At 59.2% G+C, this 16883-nt stretch carries 19 protein-coding genes and 1 riboswitch; of the genes, 4 read left to right on the top strand and 15 right to left on the bottom strand.

Going from position 1 to position 16883, the window contains the following annotated elements; translation table 11 throughout:
- Positions 1-11 precede the first annotated feature (11 nt).
- Complete coding sequence (locus FBAL_RS08140) at positions 12-464, top strand: DUF1097 domain-containing protein (RefSeq protein WP_013345117.1); 453 nt, start codon at positions 12-14, stop codon at positions 462-464.
- A gap of 41 nt (positions 465-505) precedes the next feature.
- On the opposite strand, the gene FBAL_RS08135 is transcribed toward FBAL_RS08140, so the two are convergent.
- The gene (locus tag FBAL_RS08135) at positions 506-940 is read right to left on the bottom strand and encodes a winged helix-turn-helix domain-containing protein (protein WP_013345116.1); all 435 of its coding nucleotides are present in this window, start codon (positions 938-940) and stop codon (positions 506-508) included.
- Between the two features lie 510 nt (positions 941-1450).
- Between FBAL_RS08135 and FBAL_RS08130 the strand changes: the two genes are divergently transcribed.
- A complete protein-coding gene (locus FBAL_RS08130; protein ID WP_013345115.1) occupies positions 1451-2272 on the top strand; it encodes a universal stress protein in 822 nt (273 codons plus the stop codon).
- On the opposite strand, the gene FBAL_RS19555 is transcribed toward FBAL_RS08130, so the two are convergent.
- Positions 2273-5194 (bottom strand): DUF748 domain-containing protein, encoded by a 2922-nt coding sequence (locus FBAL_RS19555; protein ID WP_013345114.1) that lies wholly within the window; start codon positions 5192-5194, stop codon positions 2273-2275.
- A 138-nt stretch (positions 5195-5332) separates the two neighbouring features.
- On the opposite strand from FBAL_RS19555, the gene FBAL_RS08120 reads away from it, so the two are divergent.
- A complete protein-coding gene (locus FBAL_RS08120) occupies positions 5333-6406 on the top strand; it encodes an SMP-30/gluconolactonase/LRE family protein (protein WP_013345113.1) in 1074 nt (357 codons plus the stop codon).
- A gap of 3 nt (positions 6407-6409) precedes the next feature.
- On the opposite strand, the gene FBAL_RS08115 is transcribed toward FBAL_RS08120, so the two are convergent.
- The 13 genes from FBAL_RS08115 to FBAL_RS20715 form a co-directional block, all read right to left on the bottom strand.
- A complete protein-coding gene (locus tag FBAL_RS08115; protein WP_013345112.1) occupies positions 6410-6958 on the bottom strand; it encodes an NAD(P)H nitroreductase in 549 nt (182 codons plus the stop codon).
- Positions 6959-7037: 79 nt separating this feature from the next.
- Positions 7038-7622, bottom strand: coding sequence for an HvfX family Cu-binding RiPP maturation protein (locus tag FBAL_RS08110; RefSeq protein ID WP_013345111.1), 585 nt, complete (start codon positions 7620-7622; stop codon positions 7038-7040).
- A 72-nt stretch (positions 7623-7694) separates the two neighbouring features.
- Positions 7695-8534, bottom strand: coding sequence for a DUF6279 family lipoprotein (locus tag FBAL_RS08105; protein ID WP_013345110.1), 840 nt, complete (start codon positions 8532-8534; stop codon positions 7695-7697).
- 68 nt (positions 8535-8602) lie between these two features.
- On the bottom strand, positions 8603-9418 hold the full coding sequence (locus FBAL_RS08100; protein WP_013345109.1) for a phosphotransferase: 816 nt from the start codon (positions 9416-9418) through the stop codon (positions 8603-8605).
- On the bottom strand, positions 9411-10052 hold the full coding sequence (pnuC, locus tag FBAL_RS08095; protein ID WP_013345108.1) for a nicotinamide riboside transporter PnuC: 642 nt from the start codon (positions 10050-10052) through the stop codon (positions 9411-9413). Before pnuC ends, FBAL_RS08100 begins: the two co-directional genes overlap by 8 nt.
- The gene (locus FBAL_RS08090) at positions 10036-10296 is read right to left on the bottom strand and encodes a YkoF family thiamine/hydroxymethylpyrimidine-binding protein (protein WP_013345107.1); all 261 of its coding nucleotides are present in this window, start codon (positions 10294-10296) and stop codon (positions 10036-10038) included. The genes pnuC and FBAL_RS08090 overlap by 17 nt, the downstream gene beginning before the upstream one ends.
- 10 nt (positions 10297-10306) lie before the next feature.
- Positions 10307-12439 (bottom strand): TonB-dependent receptor, encoded by a 2133-nt coding sequence (locus FBAL_RS08085; protein WP_013345106.1) that lies wholly within the window; start codon positions 12437-12439, stop codon positions 10307-10309.
- 59 nt (positions 12440-12498) lie between these two features.
- Positions 12499-12600, bottom strand: a riboswitch (TPP riboswitch).
- Between the two features lie 78 nt (positions 12601-12678).
- Positions 12679-12837 carry a hypothetical protein gene (locus FBAL_RS20440; protein ID WP_013345105.1) on the bottom strand — a complete coding sequence of 53 codons (159 nt, stop codon included), beginning with the start codon at positions 12835-12837 and terminating at the stop codon, positions 12679-12681.
- Between the two features lie 166 nt (positions 12838-13003).
- Positions 13004-13390 carry a YcfL family putative periplasmic lipoprotein gene (locus FBAL_RS08080; protein WP_013345104.1) on the bottom strand — a complete coding sequence of 129 codons (387 nt, stop codon included), beginning with the start codon at positions 13388-13390 and terminating at the stop codon, positions 13004-13006.
- A gap of 14 nt (positions 13391-13404) precedes the next feature.
- The gene (locus FBAL_RS08075; protein WP_013345103.1) at positions 13405-13836 is read right to left on the bottom strand and encodes a PaaI family thioesterase; all 432 of its coding nucleotides are present in this window, start codon (positions 13834-13836) and stop codon (positions 13405-13407) included.
- A complete protein-coding gene (locus FBAL_RS08070; RefSeq protein ID WP_013345102.1) occupies positions 13836-14333 on the bottom strand; it encodes a PaaI family thioesterase in 498 nt (165 codons plus the stop codon). The genes FBAL_RS08075 and FBAL_RS08070 overlap by 1 nt, the downstream gene beginning before the upstream one ends.
- The gene (gene hinT / locus FBAL_RS08065; RefSeq protein ID WP_013345101.1) at positions 14330-14680 is read right to left on the bottom strand and encodes a purine nucleoside phosphoramidase; all 351 of its coding nucleotides are present in this window, start codon (positions 14678-14680) and stop codon (positions 14330-14332) included. Before hinT ends, FBAL_RS08070 begins: the two co-directional genes overlap by 4 nt.
- A 118-nt stretch (positions 14681-14798) precedes the next feature.
- Entirely contained in the window at positions 14799-14921 is a 123-nt protein-coding gene (locus FBAL_RS20715; RefSeq protein ID WP_013345100.1) for a hypothetical protein, read from the bottom strand.
- 162 nt (positions 14922-15083) lie between these two features.
- On the opposite strand from FBAL_RS20715, the gene FBAL_RS08060 reads away from it, so the two are divergent.
- Complete coding sequence (locus FBAL_RS08060; RefSeq protein ID WP_013345099.1) at positions 15084-16844, top strand: M61 family metallopeptidase; 1761 nt, start codon at positions 15084-15086, stop codon at positions 16842-16844.
- Positions 16845-16883 lie beyond the last annotated feature (39 nt).

The following is a 16883-nucleotide window of genomic DNA, read 5'->3' as shown; positions in this document are numbered from 1 at the left end:
AGGAGCCCTCCATGCCAAGCTTGATTGCCATCGCCATCACCACCGGAATACTGTCGGCGGTATGGGGCTGGCTCTCTGTGACACTGGGGCTATTAACCTGGGCTGGCTTCCTTGGCTGTACCAGCTACTTCGCCAGCTCCGATGATCGGCTGATTGGATTGGGGGCCAGCCTGTTAGCCAACCTGACCGGCGTGTTTTGGGCAATGACCATCATCAATGGCAGTGCCTGGCTGGGCAATCCCTATCTGGGTTATGCGCTTACCGGCATCGTCGCCTTTCTGATGTGTGCTCAGGCTCAATTCCGCTGGTTAACCTACATTCCCGGCACCTTTATCGGCGCCTGCGCCACCTTCGCCGCCGAGGGCGATTGGCTGTTGGTGGTTCCCTCATTGGTGATCGGCGGAGTGTTTGGCTTCCTGATGAAGCAGAGTGGGTACGGTCTTAAGCGTGCTCTGACAAAGTAACGGCAGAGCCAGGCTCTGCCGTCATCAGTAGGGAAAGGTCATTATTCCGCTTGAACATCTTCCTCCTCGCTCGAGTTCACAACCCGAACGCGATCATCGTCCACTACCATGATGTAACCCAACCCACGCAGGGTGACAATTCGATAGTGTGTCTTATCCAGAACCTTACGGATCTCGTTGATCAGTACTGGCAGGCTGTTGGCCCCAACTAACCGCCCACCCCAAATAAATTCAGAAAGATCGGACTTATTCAGTGGTTCACCTAAATGAGAAAGAAATACACATAGGGCACGCACCAGATAATTACTGCACTCAATGGGCTTTTCCATACCGGGTACAGTGATACTGGCTCGTTGTTTGGCAACATCGCCGTCAGCATAAAACTGATAATCAAAACCAGCTTCAGCCAACCCGTTTTGATTTCGATTTTCACAAAGTGCGCAATGCAGCGCGTTACATTGGTTGCAGGATTTCATCTACTACCCTCCAAACTGCCATCGCTATTGATGGGCCTTCCATGGCGCTTAAAAGCGCGAAATTTCGGGTAACCTACTGTTATAAATCGAGTTATCTTAGAAGGCGGTGTGACTTACATCCTCATGGCGATGTCATCCATGACACAAGGCGGGTTCCTCCAAGCCACACGCCATCAGCGACTTATCCCAACAAAGTCAATATTCGATTCGAGAAAACAATATCAAAAAATATATTCCAAAATAAAATCCCATTTGTAAGCACTTTGTCAGCAATATCGTGTTCCATCGTTTATTTCTGAATGGCGCTAAACCTCAGCATCAAATTCCAATTTCTGACGCACAAAAAGGGCCAGACATTTGCAGTCGCATGCGCATGGTTTAAATGTCCATTCACCGCGACACAACCGCCTCATTTTTGACCACTACAATTTGACAACATGGGTGCGAATCACGTTAGCTAGCGGTAGGACTCAATGCCTCGTCTGAGGCCGATGGAAGGAGACATAATGCATGAAGATCTCTGAGATTTTAGCCGTCACCCCCCCACCGGAGTGTCTCGGTGACAGTGTCTCTGCGGCTGCCGACCTGGCTTTGCTGTGGCGTGCCGATTTAACCCTGCTTTATCACAACGAACAGCCCCATGATTTGGCGATACTCACCGAGCGGGCCGCACAGTTGGAGGAGCGTGGTATACCCAAAGTGTCACTGCAGGGTGACAACTGGGACAAACTGAGTGAGGTGGTCGATGCCATGCAGAAGCTGGTGCCCTATGACCTAATAATGAAGGTGATGCACCACCGCAATCAGCGCCACACTACCGATTGGCATATGTTGCGGGCCATCCGCGCTCCGCTCTACCTGCTCAATCCGGAGCCGCATCCAGCCCAGTCTCGCATTCTGGTGGCCATGGATCTGGACCATCGCGATGCCCAGGTTCAGCAGCTCAACCTGAAAGTGATGCGATACGCCAAGCTAATGGCGCAAGCCCGTGACAGTGAGATCCATGTTATCTATGCACCGCACCTCTCACGCTTCCTACACGAGCTGGACATCGTCAGCCCGCACCAGGTTGAGAGAGACGCCACCGCCAATTGTGCTGAAGCGATTGCCTGGCTTGAAGCCGAGGGGGTCGACCCGGACCATATCCACATTAAGTCTGGCGATACGGGCCGGGTGATTCGGGATAAGAGTTGCAAGCTGAAAGCCGACACGCTGGTAATGGGTTACTTCAAGCGCTCCGGTGTACTCAACCAGCTGTGGCGCAGCAAAGCCGAACAGATGATCAGCGACCTGCGTTGCCACTTGCTGGTGGTGCCAGCCGATACTGAGTAACTAGCCGGCGGCGTCGAGTTCGAGAACGACCTTGGCGCCGCTTTGATCGAGATTGATCCGACTTTCCCGCAGGAACACCCGTTCCGCCGCCAAACCCGCCTCAACCAACGCAGCCTTGACCGCTTCTCCCCGCGCCGACGCCAGGTTTTTCAGTGCCACTTCATCCGCCGGCTGTGCCTCCAGCAGCTGCTCATACAGCCCTTTGCGCCAGCGTCGATTGCGCTCCTCGTCATCGAGGTCAGGCAGGCGTTCGGCCAACATCTGCTGTTCGGATTGCGCCTTACCCATGCCCATCACGGCATCATAGGCCGCGGCCAATGCCAGCTCAGGCGGCTCGGTCAGGCCACTGCCCTGGGGCATCAGGCGGGCATCCAGCGCCACCTTGGCCAACGCCCGTCCATCGGCGACCGGATCAACCGCACCCTGAGCGGAAAGCACCAGGCTTGGGCGCTGCGACAGCGCTTCTACCAGCCGGGCCATCTGCGCGGTCTGCTCCGGATCCATCTGGCTCTGGCCTGCGGCAAACTGGACGTGGTCCGGCGGATCTTCACCCCCAAGCAGGTTGCCCAGCAAAGCAAAGGGCGAGGTGACAATTTTGGTGATCACGTTACCCAATGCCTTGAAGATCAGGGGGCCAATGGCAAACTCCGGGTCATCCACATTACCGGACACCTGAAGTCCCAGATCGATCACGCCGTTGCTGTCCTGCAACAATGCCACCGCCAGGGCCACTGGCAGACTGGTGGCCTTATCAGAATCGGAGCGCTGGCCCAGCTTAAGCTGGCTGATCACCACCTGATTGCTGCCCTGAAGCTGGTTATCATCCAGTGCGTACTTGAGTGCCAGGTCAAGCTGACCCTGATCGATAAAGTAGCCGGCGTAGGTCCCGGAATAGGGGTTGAGGGAGGTCAGTTCGATGTTGTCGAAGTTCAGAGCCAGGTCCATAAACGGCTTTTCCGCCAGGGGCTGCACCGTTCCCTTTAGCGATACCGGCGCATAACGGTCAACCTGCCCCTGAATATCCACGACGGCGCGGCTCTCCTGTTGAGCATCCAGGCCGCTGATCTCCCCGGTCAGGGTTTCGATGCCGGTCGCAAACTTTGGCGTTAAGGTGTTATCCGCAAAGAAGGCCGAACCATTGGCAAACAGTATCCGCCCCACTGTGACGTCAAAAGGGGCTTCTCCGGTCTGTGGTTGCGCTGGGTCGGTTTGCGCTGGTGCCGGCTGTGCCGTTTCATTACCGCCCTGTTGGTCCTCCTCCACCGAAGCCACCAGGCCGGCGAAGTTGGTGCTGCCATCTTCATCAATAATGATGCGGGCATAAGGCTCATTAAACGCCAGTTGGTCGATCTTCAAGAAGCGCTGGGCCAGGTCAAAATCCAGATGGTTGATGTCCATCTGACCCCACTTAACAAAGTCACGCTCCGCCAGGGCATCCTGAGTCACCAGATTGGCGACACCGATCTCGCCCTGGAAGGTCACCGAGAGGGGGTCGTCCAGGGCGACAGTAACGTCGCCACGGGTCGTCAGCTGGCCACTGTGCAGCTTCAGATTCAGCAGCGATTGCCAGTAGGGAATGGTATCGGTTAGGTCGAAATCATTCAGCGCCACCTCAAATTCACCCTGGTTGTTATCCAGCTGCCATTCCCCATCCAGCGTCAACAAAGCGTATTGATTGATGTGGGTGTCCAGGTCAATGGTCAGCGGTTGAGCGGTGTCGGTACCGAGCGGGCCAACCACTAGAGGAGCCACATCAAACTGCCAGTCCACCGGCGTTTCAGCGGTCTGGTCGGTCAGCGAGAGTGTGGCGTCGGCAAGGGTTAAGCGCTGCAATTGCACTTGCCAGGGTGACGCCGTCTCTGAGGGCGTTTCCGACCCTGACTCTGCTTCTTCAGCGCCGATTGGGGTCAACAGGGTGGCCAGATCGAGCCCCTTGTCGCTGAGTTGGGCATTCACCGCCAACCCTTCAACACTCAGCTCCCCCAGGCTCACCTGTTGCGCAGCCAGATCAAACTCGACGGGCGCCAGAACCGCCTGCTGCATCCGGACCAGTGACGTCTCTTGGTAAACCATATCGAGGTCACGCAGGGTCAACTCGCCCTGCTCTATCCGCAGTTGCAGCTCCGGGTCCAGCGAGAGGTGGGCAGACAGGTTAATGTCGGTCTGCGCGTTGGCGAGGTCAAAGTGGAAATCCTCGGCCAGGTAGGGCCAAAAGCGGGTCAGATCGGCGTTTTTCAGATCCAGCGTCATCGCCAGGTCCAGCGGATCGAAATTCGCATCCAGAGTGATGTTGGCCTGGCCGCCCCCCGGGCCACTTAACCGTAGCGCCAGTTTGTTTTCACCACGGGCCAGGTGGAAGTTCTCCGCCTCAAGGGCAAGGTCGGTCAACTCGGTCGTATGACGCTGGTCCTGCTCATAGCGGATGCGACCCTGTTCCAGCACAAACTGATCGATCGCCAGCTTGGGCAGGCCGCTCGGTTCAGGTTCGGGCTCTGGGGGCGCGCTTTCGGCTTTTGCCAGCAGGGGGGCGAGGGCCTGGTGCCAGTTGTTCTCTTCAGGGCCGCGCTGACGGTAGTCCAGGTAGGGGGCCGTCAGGCTGACGGCCTGAAGCTGCCAATGGCGTGAAAACAGCGAGCGCCACGGTTCAAGATCAACCACCAGCTGCTCAAGACCCGCCAGCGGTTTGCCGTCGTCACCGGTTAAGGCCAGTTTATCGATGGTCACTCGCCATTCCAGCGGGTGAAACCGGACCTGCTCCAGACTCAACTCAGCGGCCATCTCCTGCGCCACCCATTTAGGCGCCTGCCGCTCTATCAGTGCAGGTAAACCCCAGCCCAATGCGGCCAGATATGTCCCGACCGCCAGCGCGACATAAACCGTGATGCGCACGGCACGTCGCTGCCACCAGGTTGCTAATTTCACAGCCACCTCAACCTCGATCTGTTCCTTACAGTGTAGTGTTCCCCGGCCCAAGCGAAAGCGAATGTGGACCGGGGTCGCCCCAGCACAATTTATCCTCTATGTTATCGAAAATCCGATTTTTTTTGCCAAGGAGCGGCAATGAAAGTGCCCGTTTGGTTACTGAGTGTACTGGTTGCTGTTATGGCCTACCTGGCACTTTGGCCGGTGCCGATGTCGGCTCAACGGTGGGGGCCGGTGGATGCGGTTAATTCGGATCAGCTGCCCGGTCCTGAGCCGCTGGATTACGGCCTCACCACACTGCCATTGCCACAAAGCCAGGGGCCCGAAGATGTGGCAGTGAGTCCCGATGGCCAAATCACCACCGGACTGGCCGATGGCACACTGTGGCAGTGGTCTGAAAGCGCGGGATGGCAGATGTTGGGGCATACCGGCGGGCGCCCTTTGGGCCTGGATTACAGTAGCGATGGCACGCTGTACATCGCTGACGCCATCAAGGGCCTGCTGCGCTGGCAACCGGATGGCACGGCGCGAACCCTGTTGACGGGGGACGAGCTCGGCCCATTTGGTTTTGTCGATGACCTCGCGGTGGATCCCCGGGGGCAGATCTACTTTACCGACGCATCCCGGCGGTTTCCGGCACAACGGTTCGGTGTGGCTGATGGCGGCGTTCGTGACCTACTGGCCCACAGCCAAAGCGGCTCACTGTACCGCTTCGATCCCGCCAGCGGCCAACTCGACACTCTGATGACAGGACTGAGCTTTGCCAACGGTGTGACCCTAAGCCACGACGGCAACAGTGTGTTGGTGTGTGAGACCGGGCGCTACCGGATTTGGCGCCATCAGATTTCGGGAAGTCAGGCGGGCCAGTCCTCGATCTGGATAGATGGGCTGCCGGGTTTTCCCGATAACATCAGCCGGGCCGAGAACGGAGGCTACTGGGTTGGACTGGTGGCACCCCGGGACGGGCTGCTGGATGCCCTGGCGCCCTACCCTGCCCTGCGTGATGTGATTCGGCGCCTGCCCGCCGCGCTGCGCCCGGCCGCCAAGCGCCATGGTCAGTTGTTATGGCTCAATGAAAACGGCGCAATTGGGCGCCACTTTGACGATCCTAAAGGCACGTTCGCGTTTATTACCGGCGCAGAGCACGCCGGAGACCGCGTATACCTGACCAGCCTGCATGAGCCAGCACTGGCCATTTTGCCGGCCCCTTAGGGATTAAAGGTGGCGGACGTGGCCCTCCAACGGCGGTAAGGGGCGCGATTCGGTCGGCTTGGCGGGCGTGCCGAGGTAGAGGAACCCGACAATCTCATCATCCCCCTGCACCCCCAGCGCCTCCCGCACCAGCGGGTGCTTAGCGTAGGAGCCGGTGCGCCATACCCCACCCAGGCCCAGGGTGTAGGCCATCATCTGCATCGCCATCAAAGCGCATCCGGCACTGAGGTGCTGCTCAATTACCGGGACTTTGGGGTGCTCTGTGATTTTGGCAATCACGGTGATCACCATCGGAGCGCGGGTCGGCAACAGCCGGGCCCGTGCCAGGGCTTCCCCCTCGGCCCCATCCGCCAGCGCGGCATCGTAATAGATGGCGCCAAGGCGCTCCAGGCCCTGCTCCTGCGCCACCACGAACTCCCAGGGATGCAGGCCGGCGTGGTCCGGCGCCCGGCTGCCGGCCGCCAGGATGGCGTCCAGTTGCTCAGCGGAAGGGCCGGGATAGGTCAGCCGGTGCTGGGAATGGCGATTCAGCAATAACGCTTTGGCGTCCATGGGTTACCTCTCAATCCTTAGAATACCCGCGTCATGCTGGCCCAGCCCCGCGTCAAAATCAACGCCGCGCGCAGCAGGGTTATTGGCGGGAGAGGTAGTAATCCAGGCTGGTGTAGCGTCCGCCGCCCAGGAAGTAGAGCGCCAGCAGCATAACGAAATAGGTGATGGCAAACTCAATGCCGTTGTTGAGAATCACCACGTTGCCGGAACTGGTCAGCCACTCATAATTGCCATGCTCCTGCAGAATTCCGCGGGCCCGTTCCAACTTCTCCGCCGATTCCATGACCCGGTCATTGGCCAGCCATGAGCTGGGATCCGCGATGGCCAGCCAGCCGTTCTGCCAGTGCACCGCAAAGGCAGCCACCAGCATGGTCACCATCAGTGGAATGCACATCAGTCGGGTCAGCCAGCCCAGCAGAAGTAAAATGCCGCCGATCAATTCAGCGCCGATGGCCAGAGCCGCCATCAGTTCGGGCATGGGCAGTCCCAATCCCCAGTCCGGATTACCAAACCAGGCGGCGGTATCAGCAAAGTGACCCGCCTTGTTCCAGCCCGCCTGAATCAGTACCGGCGCCAGATACAGGCGCAGCGCCAATGGCGCCAACCCATCCAGAGCGGTGGTGGCGGAATAGAAGCGTTGCCACAGTTGAATGAGGGTTTGCATGAGTGAGCCCCTGTTTTACTTGAGTTACAGGGCAAGACCGGTAGGTTGCCCTAACGCTTTCAACAGTGTGGCTCAATCTTTGTGGATCAGGTATTCAAGATCCGCCTGTAAATCATCCAGTTCCCGGTTCAGCTTACGGGTTTGCCGGGGCGTCATCTCCGCATGGATGGTGATCAGACCCTGCGCCAGGCGGCGCCGGTTGTCCAAAATTTGGCTCAGGTATTGCTGGCCCTTCAGCTCGTCGGGAGTGACCAGAAGCAGGGTCAGTTCCCGCTTGAGGCGTTCACCATCGGCCCGGTTATAGAGGGCATCGGAAAAATGGGCGATCCAGTCTTCCCGGTACGCCAGCCAGAGCTCAAGGGTGTTGTGTCGATTACGGTTGTAATCGGCAATGGCCGCTTTCTGGGCCGGAGAGAGTTTGCCTATCCATTTGCGCATCGACTTGTCCATGCGCTTGTTGGCGCGCTTGATGCGCTCCTCCAGGGTCATATCGCCGTACTCCTCGCGCAGTTCGGCGTTGTCCTTGTTAACCTGGGCCAGCATCTCCTCGACCTGCTCATCGCTGAACGACTGGATGAGCCTGACCAGGTCCGGCAGCAGCTTGGCAAACAACCGGTACCAATGCTCAGACGCTTCCTGCATGTGGGCCAGCACCAGTTCCTGGTCAAGTGGCTCGGCCAGGTCCCTCTGCAAGCGCTCCAGATGAGCCAGGTACAATGGCAGCTCATGTGCCCGGTGCCAGCGCACCTGCTTGCCGATCATAAAGTCCAGGCTGCTTTCCTGGTCCCGGTTGAGGGTCACATAATCATCGACTTGCCAGGGGATGATCCAATCCAGCCAACCGTAAACAAAACGCGGCGAGCAGCCTGCCAACAGGCCCAGTAACAGCACCACCAGCAGGCACCGCTTCATCGGCACCTCCGGGGTTCACATCCTCTCGCCAGCGTTGCTTCCATGTCGACACTCCCGTTTGAAAACCATCAGGGTAGCCATACCCTTACCTGTTCAAGGTAGTGTTTACGCCATTGAGAGTAAATTCGATCGCTGTGACATCGATCCATTCGCTCTGACCAGGCGGCCCCCAATAATCCATAGAGTGCCATCGCCGCCCGCATGGCGGTCCACTCCTGCTGGTCCGGGCTCAAGCCCCGTTGTATCAGGTATTCCCGCCAAAGCGGAGACGTCAGTCCGGGATCCGTGCCATCCAGCCAGGGGGCCAGATCCATCAAAGGCGAACCCCTGCCCGCGTATTCAAAGTCAATCACACGCCACTGCCCTTTGGAGTCGATCAGCAGATTGCCGCAGTGCAGGTCGTGATGACAGAATCCGTCAGGCAGCTTCGACAAGGCCAGCTGGGCGGCCAGTTGCGGTAACTGCGGCCAATAGTGGCGAAGCGCCTCAGACGGGGTTTCCAGGTACTGCCGGATGCGTACAACCGGATCCACCGGGTTCCAGTGTCCCGGCAGTTGGTGCAACGCCAGCATCAATGCCAGCAGTGGCTGCTCCTGCGGCTGTGACGGTGAACTGCCCGCGTATTGCGACACACTGAAATCGGGCTCCCAGTGGCACAGGGACGGCGCCAGTCCACGCTCAGCGCAGGCGCGCCAGGCCCGCGGCTCCTGCTCCCGGTCAACGCAGAACGCCAATTCCGGGTTGTGCAGGCGCAGTACCCAGTCGCCCGCGCCCTGCAGGCGCCAAAGCCGGTTGCCCAGCCCCCCATCCAGCGGTTGGATCCGCTGCCAGCAAAAGCCCGCCGTTTTCAGGCGGGCCAAGGCGTGTTTCAGTTGTTCAGGCACCCTGAAGCCCCAGGTCCGGTGTGCTTTCACGCTGGTACTGGCTGCGCCACTGGAAGTACGCCACCGTGGCCATCCCCACGTAAAATACGAACAGGGCGGCGGTGAGGTAGAAGCCCTTGGCCAGATAGAGGTAGATGGAGGCAAAGTCGATCACCACCCAGTACAACCAGTTTTCCACCACTTTTCGGGCCACCATCACCGTAGTAACGACCGCAAAACAGGTGGTCATGGCATCCAGATAGGCCATGTCCGCATGGGTGTGGTTGTCCATCAGGTAACCCACGCCCAGCGCCACCATGCCGGTGGCCAAAATGACTGCCAGGTGGGTCGACGCCGACCAGCGCACCAGCGGCAAACCGTCTCCCCGCTGACCGCCGAAACGCCACTGCCAGTAGCCGTAAGCGGCCATCGCCAGGTAGTAGACGTTGAGGACGGACTCCATCAGCAACGCCACTTTCCAGAACAGGACGGTGTAGATCAGGGTGCTGGCCGCCGCAGCGGGCCAGCACCACAGGCTGCGACGCATCGCCAGCAGCAGGTAGGCAATGGCCAGCAACACCGCCACCGCTTCCCAGCCGGAAAGGGCGTGGGCTTCAGAGGCGGCCTGCTGCAGCCAGTCACTCACTGTGGTCAAGGTTGACTCCACCCGGAATGAACTTGCAGACGAACACCCCTTTGCCCCACTGCTCGTGGGCGGCCTTCATCTCGGTGGCGAGCAGCGCCATCACCGCATCGTAATCCCCCAGCAACTGAGTGCTCATACCATTGGTCAGGCGGCGCACCTCCGGATACTGATCAAGGCGTTGGATAAACCACTTAATCACACTCAGATAGTCGTCCTTGAGCGGGTACAGACTGATTTCAACGGCCAATTGCATGGCAGGCTCCTTACAGGTAGTCATAACGGAAAGTCAGGCCAAACTGGCGCGGGTCACCGTAGCGAACGTACAGCTTTTCGGCCCAGCCGTCGTTTGGCTCATTGCCAAAGTAGAAACCGCGCACCCCGTACTGTTCGTCAGTCAGGTTGCGCCCCCACAGATAGAGTGCCCAGTTCTGTGCCTCGTAACCCAGCTTGGCGTTGACCAGAGTGTACGCCTCCGAGCGGGCATCGTGGCTGTCGGAGTAGTAAAACGCGTCCACCCCATTGAGGTTGAGGTTGGTGAACCAGCCATTATCAGCCCGGTAGGTGCCCCCCAGGGTGTACTGATAGTTGGGGGCATGGGCCAGTTCGCGGCCGGACAGGTCGGTAAAGGAGCCGTCAGCTTCCGGCAGCAGGTAGGTGTTATAGCGCGCCTTCAACAGACCCAGGGTACCGTAGATCTCCAGTTGACGAGTGGCCTGCCAGTTCACGTCCAGCTCCAGGCCGTAGTTCTCGGATGCACCGGCGTTGTTGGTGTACAGGAAGAAGCGCTGAGGGTTGTCCGGATCCTGCAGCGAGGCTTCCACCTGCTGGTTCTGACGATCCATGTAAAACAGCGCCAGGTTGCTGTTCACCGCACCATCAAACCAGCGGCTCTTCAGGCCCAGCTCGTAGTTGTAGAGGGTTTCGGACTCAAATTCGGTTTGCCCCTCCAGCACCGGTGGCAGGCCCATATTGAAACCACCCGCTTTGTAGCCCCGTGCCAGGCGCACGTAGGCACGATGGCCCTCAGCCAGGGCACGGCTGGCAGAGAGGTGGCCACCCCACATGGTCTCTTTCGGGTCAAAGCTTTCGCCGGCATCATCGGCGTAGTCGCTCTGGCGGTATTCGACACGCAGGCCAGCGGAGAGCTCCCAGGCGCCGAGGGTGGAGTCCAGCTGACCGAACAGCGCCGTATTGGCGGCTTTGTAGTCACTGATCAGGAACTGGTCCGGGAAGCCGTTGTAATAGCTTTCCAGATCGTTGTGCTCTTTCAGCCGGCTGTAGTAGACCCCCACCAGCCAATCGGTGGTGCCAGCAAAGATGCGCCCCGCTTCGCCGGAGGCAAAACGCACCTCCTGGCTGATGGTGTCGCGCTTGGCGGATTTGTCCCAGTAGTAGTCGTAGACGCAGGGCTCGCTGCCCACCACGTTCCAGTTCTCGTCGTAGACCGGGCAATCCAGTCCCGCCCAGTAGTCGGAGTTGGACCAGTCACCGTCGTAGGCGTGCTGGGTGCGGCTGTTGGCGTAGCTGGTGATGGCGGTGAGGTTGACGGCCTCAGAGACTGCCCAGTTCAGCTTGAGCGACGCGCCATTGGTGCGTTGGCTGTCAACGCCCGGCTCGTCGGTGCTGGTGGTAAACCCGTTGTTGTCGAGGGTCCAGACGTCGTAGCCGTTATCCAGATTAGCGTGCAGGAAGGTCAGGTCGGCCTGGAAGGTGTCGGTGGGCAGCCAACGCAGTTTCGCCCGCACAGTGGTTTCGTCACGGGCGTTGGTGTCGTCGCGGTCGAGATAGGCGTTGTAGCGGTAACCATCCTGCTGGTGATTCTGCACCGCCACCCGGTACAGCAGTTCACCGTTATCGTCGGCCGCACCGGACGCGTAAGCGCCCACGGTCAGCTGGTTGTCTTCGCCGACGCTGATCTCGGTGCCTGCCTCAAACAGTTCGGTGGGATCATTGCTTTTCAGGTAGATCAGACCCGCCAGCGCGTTGGCGCCATAACGGGTGCCCTGCGGCCCGCGCAACACTTCCAGCTGGGACAGATCAAACAGGCTCGCCGCCATGCCGATGCCGGACAGGTCGATGTCATCAACGATAAAACCAACAGAGCTGTTGGGCGCCCCCTGATACTCCTCCTGCTCACCCACACCGCGGATCTGGAAATAGCGCGGGCGCGAGCTGCCACCGGACCAGTTCAGGTTGGGAATTCGGTGCAGGGCATCCTCAAAGTGCTCTCCCCCTTCGTCCTCCAGCTGCTGCGCATCCAGCACGGTGGCGGACGCCGGCAGTTCCGCCAGCGATTGGCCTCGGAAGTCGGCCACAACAGTCAGGGTTTCCATCGCCTCTTCTGCGGCGACGGGGAGAGCGGCCAGCATGGCCAGGGAGAGCAAAGAGCGTCTCATGTCCGTATCGATTCTCTTGATTGCAGGTCAAAACGATCTGATCCGGACGACGGTAACGGGGAGCCTGGGCGCGCCATTCCTACGCCGGTATTAACCGGATCAGGTTCAACGGGTTCCCTCAGTGGAGGATCTCAGTGCGTGGCACACCCCGTGGCGCAGCGGAGTATATCCAAAAGCGGCGGGTTTTGGGACATCAGACACAAAAAAGCCCGCCAATCGGCGGGCTTTCGGAAAGCGGGTTACTTATTCCAGAGCTTTGGCTCGGTCTCAGTACGGTTGTAGTCGTAGGCCAGATAAGCCCAGTAGGCGATCCCCACGGTCAGGAAGGTGCTGATAACACCAGACAGCAGCGGGGTGGAAAACATCACGGGGGAGATCTCGAGGAACATGTCGGTCATGGCATTTCTCCAGAAAACAGCAAAAGGGTGGGCCCAATACCGTGCAATCGTCCGTGAGGGCGGTTGAATTGGCTGCCATTCTAGCGGAAATGCCAACAAAAAAACCGACAGACATCACAGTCACTGCCGGTTTTAAATGGCCAATTGTAAAGGAGTTTTTCCAGCTCTATTCGTCCGTAGCTCGACGGACATATATCTCGAATTCGGTGGCCAAAGTAGTCGGAGCGACTGCCGTAACCGGGCGACGCTCGCCACCATGCAGGTTAACCGGTCGCCAACTCATGGCATCGGGTTCCACCGGCACGCCACTGGCGTCATAGAAGGTGAATTTGTACTGCAGGTAGCGGTCGGTGCTGACCCGGGAGATCAACACCGCCGAGGCTTGCAAGCGTTCGCCCTGGTAGCCTTTCTGCACCTGCTCGATGCTGACTTCACGGGCGACGCTGCTGGAATCAATGCGCAGCTCGGACCGGTCGGAGCGGGCCGCAACGCCCGCCGTAATGGAACTGCACCCCGTCAGGCACAGCAGTAATACCCCTATCCACGCTTTCATCCTTGCCTCCTATCCTAGTCGATCAGGAAGTGTGCCCTCGCGGTCGCTATGGGCTGCTTCCGATTGGTTTGCCAGCAGCTGACACTCACATTGGCCACGCGTCGGCCCTGACGGGTGATCTTACACTCACAATAGGTCTCGCGGGCATAGCCTGCACGCAAATAATCGATGGAAAAGTCGACAATTTTAGGCACCCGGGTGGTCTGCATCAGCACCATCAGCTGCAGAATCGCTGACATCTCCATAAAACCGGCAATCACCCCACCGTGCAAGGCCGGTAACATCGGGTTGCCCAGGTTTTGCTCCTTGGCGGGCAGACGGAACACCATCTCGTCGCCAAAGCGCTCACACTCCATACCGATAAAGCGGGCATAGGGCACCAGATCCAACAGCCGACCGTAATCGTTGTCCGCGTTGGCTTCCTTAAGCAGTTGCTTTAAGTCCATTACTCCCCCTTCAACGCCTGACGGAAACTGTCCGTCATCAGCTCAGGACCGATGCGCATAAAGGAACCCACCGCCTGGGCAATGGGGTCATCCATGGAGTCCTGGTAGGCGATGCCGCGGGTAAAAGCGACCGCACTGGTGAGCTTGAAACACTCGGCAAAACCGTACACCGGCTTACCGGGCTCAGCCGCCTTCATGTAGTCAACCCGCAGGTCCAGGGTCGGACAGAGCTCAATCTCGCCGGAGGCTTGAGTCACCGCACACACCACCGCGGCACCGGAGGCGGTATCCATCAGGGTCGTGATCACCCCGCCGTGGAGTACGCCGGTATCGGGATAACCCACCAACTGTTCGTTGTAGGGCAACTCCAGCAACACGTGGTGCTCACTGCCTTCGAGGGTTTTCACCCCCAGTGCGCGGCACTGTGCCAACTGCTCAACAAAGCGGCTGGCCAGTCCGGTCAGGGGGAAAAATTCGCTGTTATCCGGTCGCATCATGAGGCCAACATCGGTCCGAGTGCGCGGCCGCCCAGCAGGTGCATATGCACGTGATACACCTCCTGACCACCATGACGGTTGCAGTTCATGATCAGGCGGTAGCCGTCTTCATCAATGCCCAGTTGCTTGGCCAGCTTGGCGGCCACGGTAAACAGGCGGCCCAGCGCCAGCTCATCGTCGTGGGTCACGTCGTTGACGGTGGGGATCAGGTGGTTGGGGATCAGCAGAATGTGATGCGGTGCCTTGGGTTGAATGTCCTTAAAGGCGGTGACCAGATCGTCCTGGTAGAGGATCTCGGCAGGAATTTCGCGACGGACAATCTTGGAGAACAGGGTTTCTTCGGCCATGAAGGGCTCCCAAATCAGGCTGTAGTAAGACAGCTGTTATTATACGAGCCTCGCACCCGCAGGAAAAATGGCAGTGATGTCATCCGCTTGATTGCCGGGTGTCGCCAGCTTTACAGCGTCACTGGCGACGCCGTCGGCGGGCCAGCCGTTTCTGCTCTCGCCAACCACGCCACAAACCAAACAGACAGAACAGTCCGTACAGCACCAGCATCAGCATAAAGGGGCGAAACAGGGTCAACATCCACGACTCCAGCCTGATCAAGTGCAGGCAGCATACGTCCGGCCCCACAGAAAAGACGGGATCCCCATCACATTCAGTCGCCTGAGGATCGAGGCTGACAACCCATTGATTGCCCCGTTACAATCGCCAACAGGAAAACGACCAGGAAGGAAGCAGTCCCTGATGATCCACTACCAGATCCAACCGATTGACCCCAACGCCCACCTCTTCGCCGTCAGCGTTAGCGTGCCTCAGGCCGAAGCCGGCCAGCGCTTTACCCTGCCCGCCTGGTTGCCCGGCAGCTACATGATTCGCGACTTTGCCCGTCATCTGATCGGCGTACGCGCCCAGCGTCCTGATGGCGAGCCTCTGGCGCTGAGTCAGTTGGATAAGCAGACCTGGCAGTTGGACCATGCCAGTGGTGCGGTGGAGCTGCACTATCAGGTGTACGCCTGGGACCTCTCAGTTCGTGGCGCCCATCTGGATCAGACCCATGGCTTCTTTAACGGCAGCAGCACCTTTGTTGCCGTGGTGGGGCAGGAATCAAATCCCGTCAAAGTCACCCTGCTGGCACCGCAAGGCCCGCAGTACCAGAACTGGCGCGTGGCCACGGCGATGCGCGAAGCGGGCGCTGAGCGTTACGGTTTTGGTGACTATCAAGCCGATAACTACGACGAGCTGATCGACCACCCGGTTGAGATGGGGGAGTTCACCCTGGCCACCTTTGAGGCTGGCGGCGTTCCCCACGATCTGGTGCTGACCGGTCGCCACCTCGCCGACACTGACCGCATCTGCGCAGACCTGCGCAAAATCTGCGAATACCAGATCAACCTGTTCGGGGGCCAGGCTCCCTACGACCGCTACCTGTTCCTGACTCAGGTGGTAGGCAGTGGTTTTGGCGGCTTGGAGCATCGCGCCTCCACCGCGCTGGTATGTGGCCGTGGCGACCTGCCCTCCGCCAACGAGCCGGGCATCAGCGAAGGCTATCGCACCTTCCTCTCCCTCTGCTCCCATGAGTATTTCCACAACTGGAACGTCAAACGCATCAAGCCCGCCCAGTTTGTCCCGTACGATCTGAGCCAGGAGAGCTACACCCGCCAACTGTGGGCTTACGAAGGGATCACCTCTTACTACGATGACCTGCTGGTGTACCGTTCCGGATGCGTCGATCAGGGCACCTACCTGCAGATGTTGGCCGAGGGTATGACCCGGGTTACACGGGGTGTGGGCCGCTTTAAGCAAAGCCTGCGCGATTCCAGCTTTAACGCCTGGACCAAGTTCTACAAGCAGGATGAGAACGCCCAGAACGCCATTGTCAGCTACTACACCAAAGGCGCCCTGTTTGCCCTGACGCTGGACCTGACCCTGCGTCTGGAAACTCAGGGGCGACGGTCACTGGATGACCTTATGCGGCTGCTGTGGGAGCGTCACGGCCAAACCGGCATTGGCACCGACGAGCACACCCACCAGGCACTGGTGGCGGAGTTGCTTGACCGCGACGTCTCCGACCTGTTCGCCTACCTCGACAACACCGATGACCTGCCGCTGGAACGTTTGCTGGCACAGGTGGGCGTCGAGATGCGGATGCGCGCGGCCAATGGCAATGGCGATAAGGGCGGCCAGGGTAAACCGGCACTGAAAGCCAGCCTGGGTGCCCGTTACCGTGCCGAAGCTTTCGGCGTGCGAATTGAGGCAGTTGCGGAGGGAGGTAACGCCCACCGCGCCGGGCTGGCCGCGGGGGATCGCCTTATCGCTGTCGATAATCTGGAGGTCGCCGGCAACCTCGACACTCAGCTGGAACGCTACGGTGAAGGTTCGGAATTAACGATCCATTGGTTCCGTCGCGACGAATTGATGTCAGGTACCCTTGAACTGCGTCCAGCGCCCATGGATACTGTGGTTCTGAGCACCGTAGAAGGCGCGAATCAGGCATTGTGGCTATGATAACGCCAACGGGCCAAACCGGCTCAGCCCAGGCCATCC

Source organism: Ferrimonas balearica DSM 9799 (assembly GCF_000148645.1).
Taxonomy (GTDB): Bacteria; Pseudomonadota; Gammaproteobacteria; order Enterobacterales; family Shewanellaceae; genus Ferrimonas; species Ferrimonas balearica.
This window is presented reverse-complemented; position numbering and strand designations above follow the sequence as displayed.

Bases quoted from the DNA above. Each gene is read 5' to 3' on its own strand.
- FBAL_RS08105 (WP_013345110.1), bottom strand. From the start codon at position 8,534: ATGAAGCGGTGCCTGCTGGTGGTGCTGTTACTGGGCCTGTTGGCAGGC.
- FBAL_RS08110 (WP_013345111.1), bottom strand. From the start codon at position 7,622: ATGCAAACCCTCATTCAACTGTGGCAACGCTTCTATTCCGCCACCACC.
- FBAL_RS08130 (WP_013345115.1), top strand. From the start codon at position 1,451: ATGAAGATCTCTGAGATTTTAGCCGTCACCCCCCCACCGGAGTGTCTC.
- FBAL_RS08080 (WP_013345104.1), bottom strand. From the start codon at position 13,390: ATGAAAGCGTGGATAGGGGTATTACTGCTGTGCCTGACGGGGTGCAGT.
- FBAL_RS08075 (WP_013345103.1), bottom strand. From the start codon at position 13,836: ATGGACTTAAAGCAACTGCTTAAGGAAGCCAACGCGGACAACGATTAC.
- hinT (WP_013345101.1), bottom strand. From the start codon at position 14,680: ATGGCCGAAGAAACCCTGTTCTCCAAGATTGTCCGTCGCGAAATTCCT.
- FBAL_RS08120 (WP_013345113.1), top strand. From the start codon at position 5,333: ATGAAAGTGCCCGTTTGGTTACTGAGTGTACTGGTTGCTGTTATGGCC.
- FBAL_RS20440 (WP_013345105.1), bottom strand. From the start codon at position 12,837: ATGACCGACATGTTCCTCGAGATCTCCCCCGTGATGTTTTCCACCCCG.
- FBAL_RS08060 (WP_013345099.1), top strand. From the start codon at position 15,084: ATGATCCACTACCAGATCCAACCGATTGACCCCAACGCCCACCTCTTC.
- FBAL_RS20715 (WP_013345100.1), bottom strand. From the start codon at position 14,921: ATGTTGACCCTGTTTCGCCCCTTTATGCTGATGCTGGTGCTGTACGGA.
- FBAL_RS08090 (WP_013345107.1), bottom strand. From the start codon at position 10,296: ATGCAATTGGCCGTTGAAATCAGTCTGTACCCGCTCAAGGACGACTAT.
- FBAL_RS08085 (WP_013345106.1), bottom strand. From the start codon at position 12,439: ATGAGACGCTCTTTGCTCTCCCTGGCCATGCTGGCCGCTCTCCCCGTC.
- FBAL_RS08115 (WP_013345112.1), bottom strand. From the start codon at position 6,958: ATGGACGCCAAAGCGTTATTGCTGAATCGCCATTCCCAGCACCGGCTG.
- FBAL_RS08140 (WP_013345117.1), top strand. From the start codon at position 12: ATGCCAAGCTTGATTGCCATCGCCATCACCACCGGAATACTGTCGGCG.
- FBAL_RS08135 (WP_013345116.1), bottom strand. From the start codon at position 940: ATGAAATCCTGCAACCAATGTAACGCGCTGCATTGCGCACTTTGTGAA.
- FBAL_RS08070 (WP_013345102.1), bottom strand. From the start codon at position 14,333: ATGATGCGACCGGATAACAGCGAATTTTTCCCCCTGACCGGACTGGCC.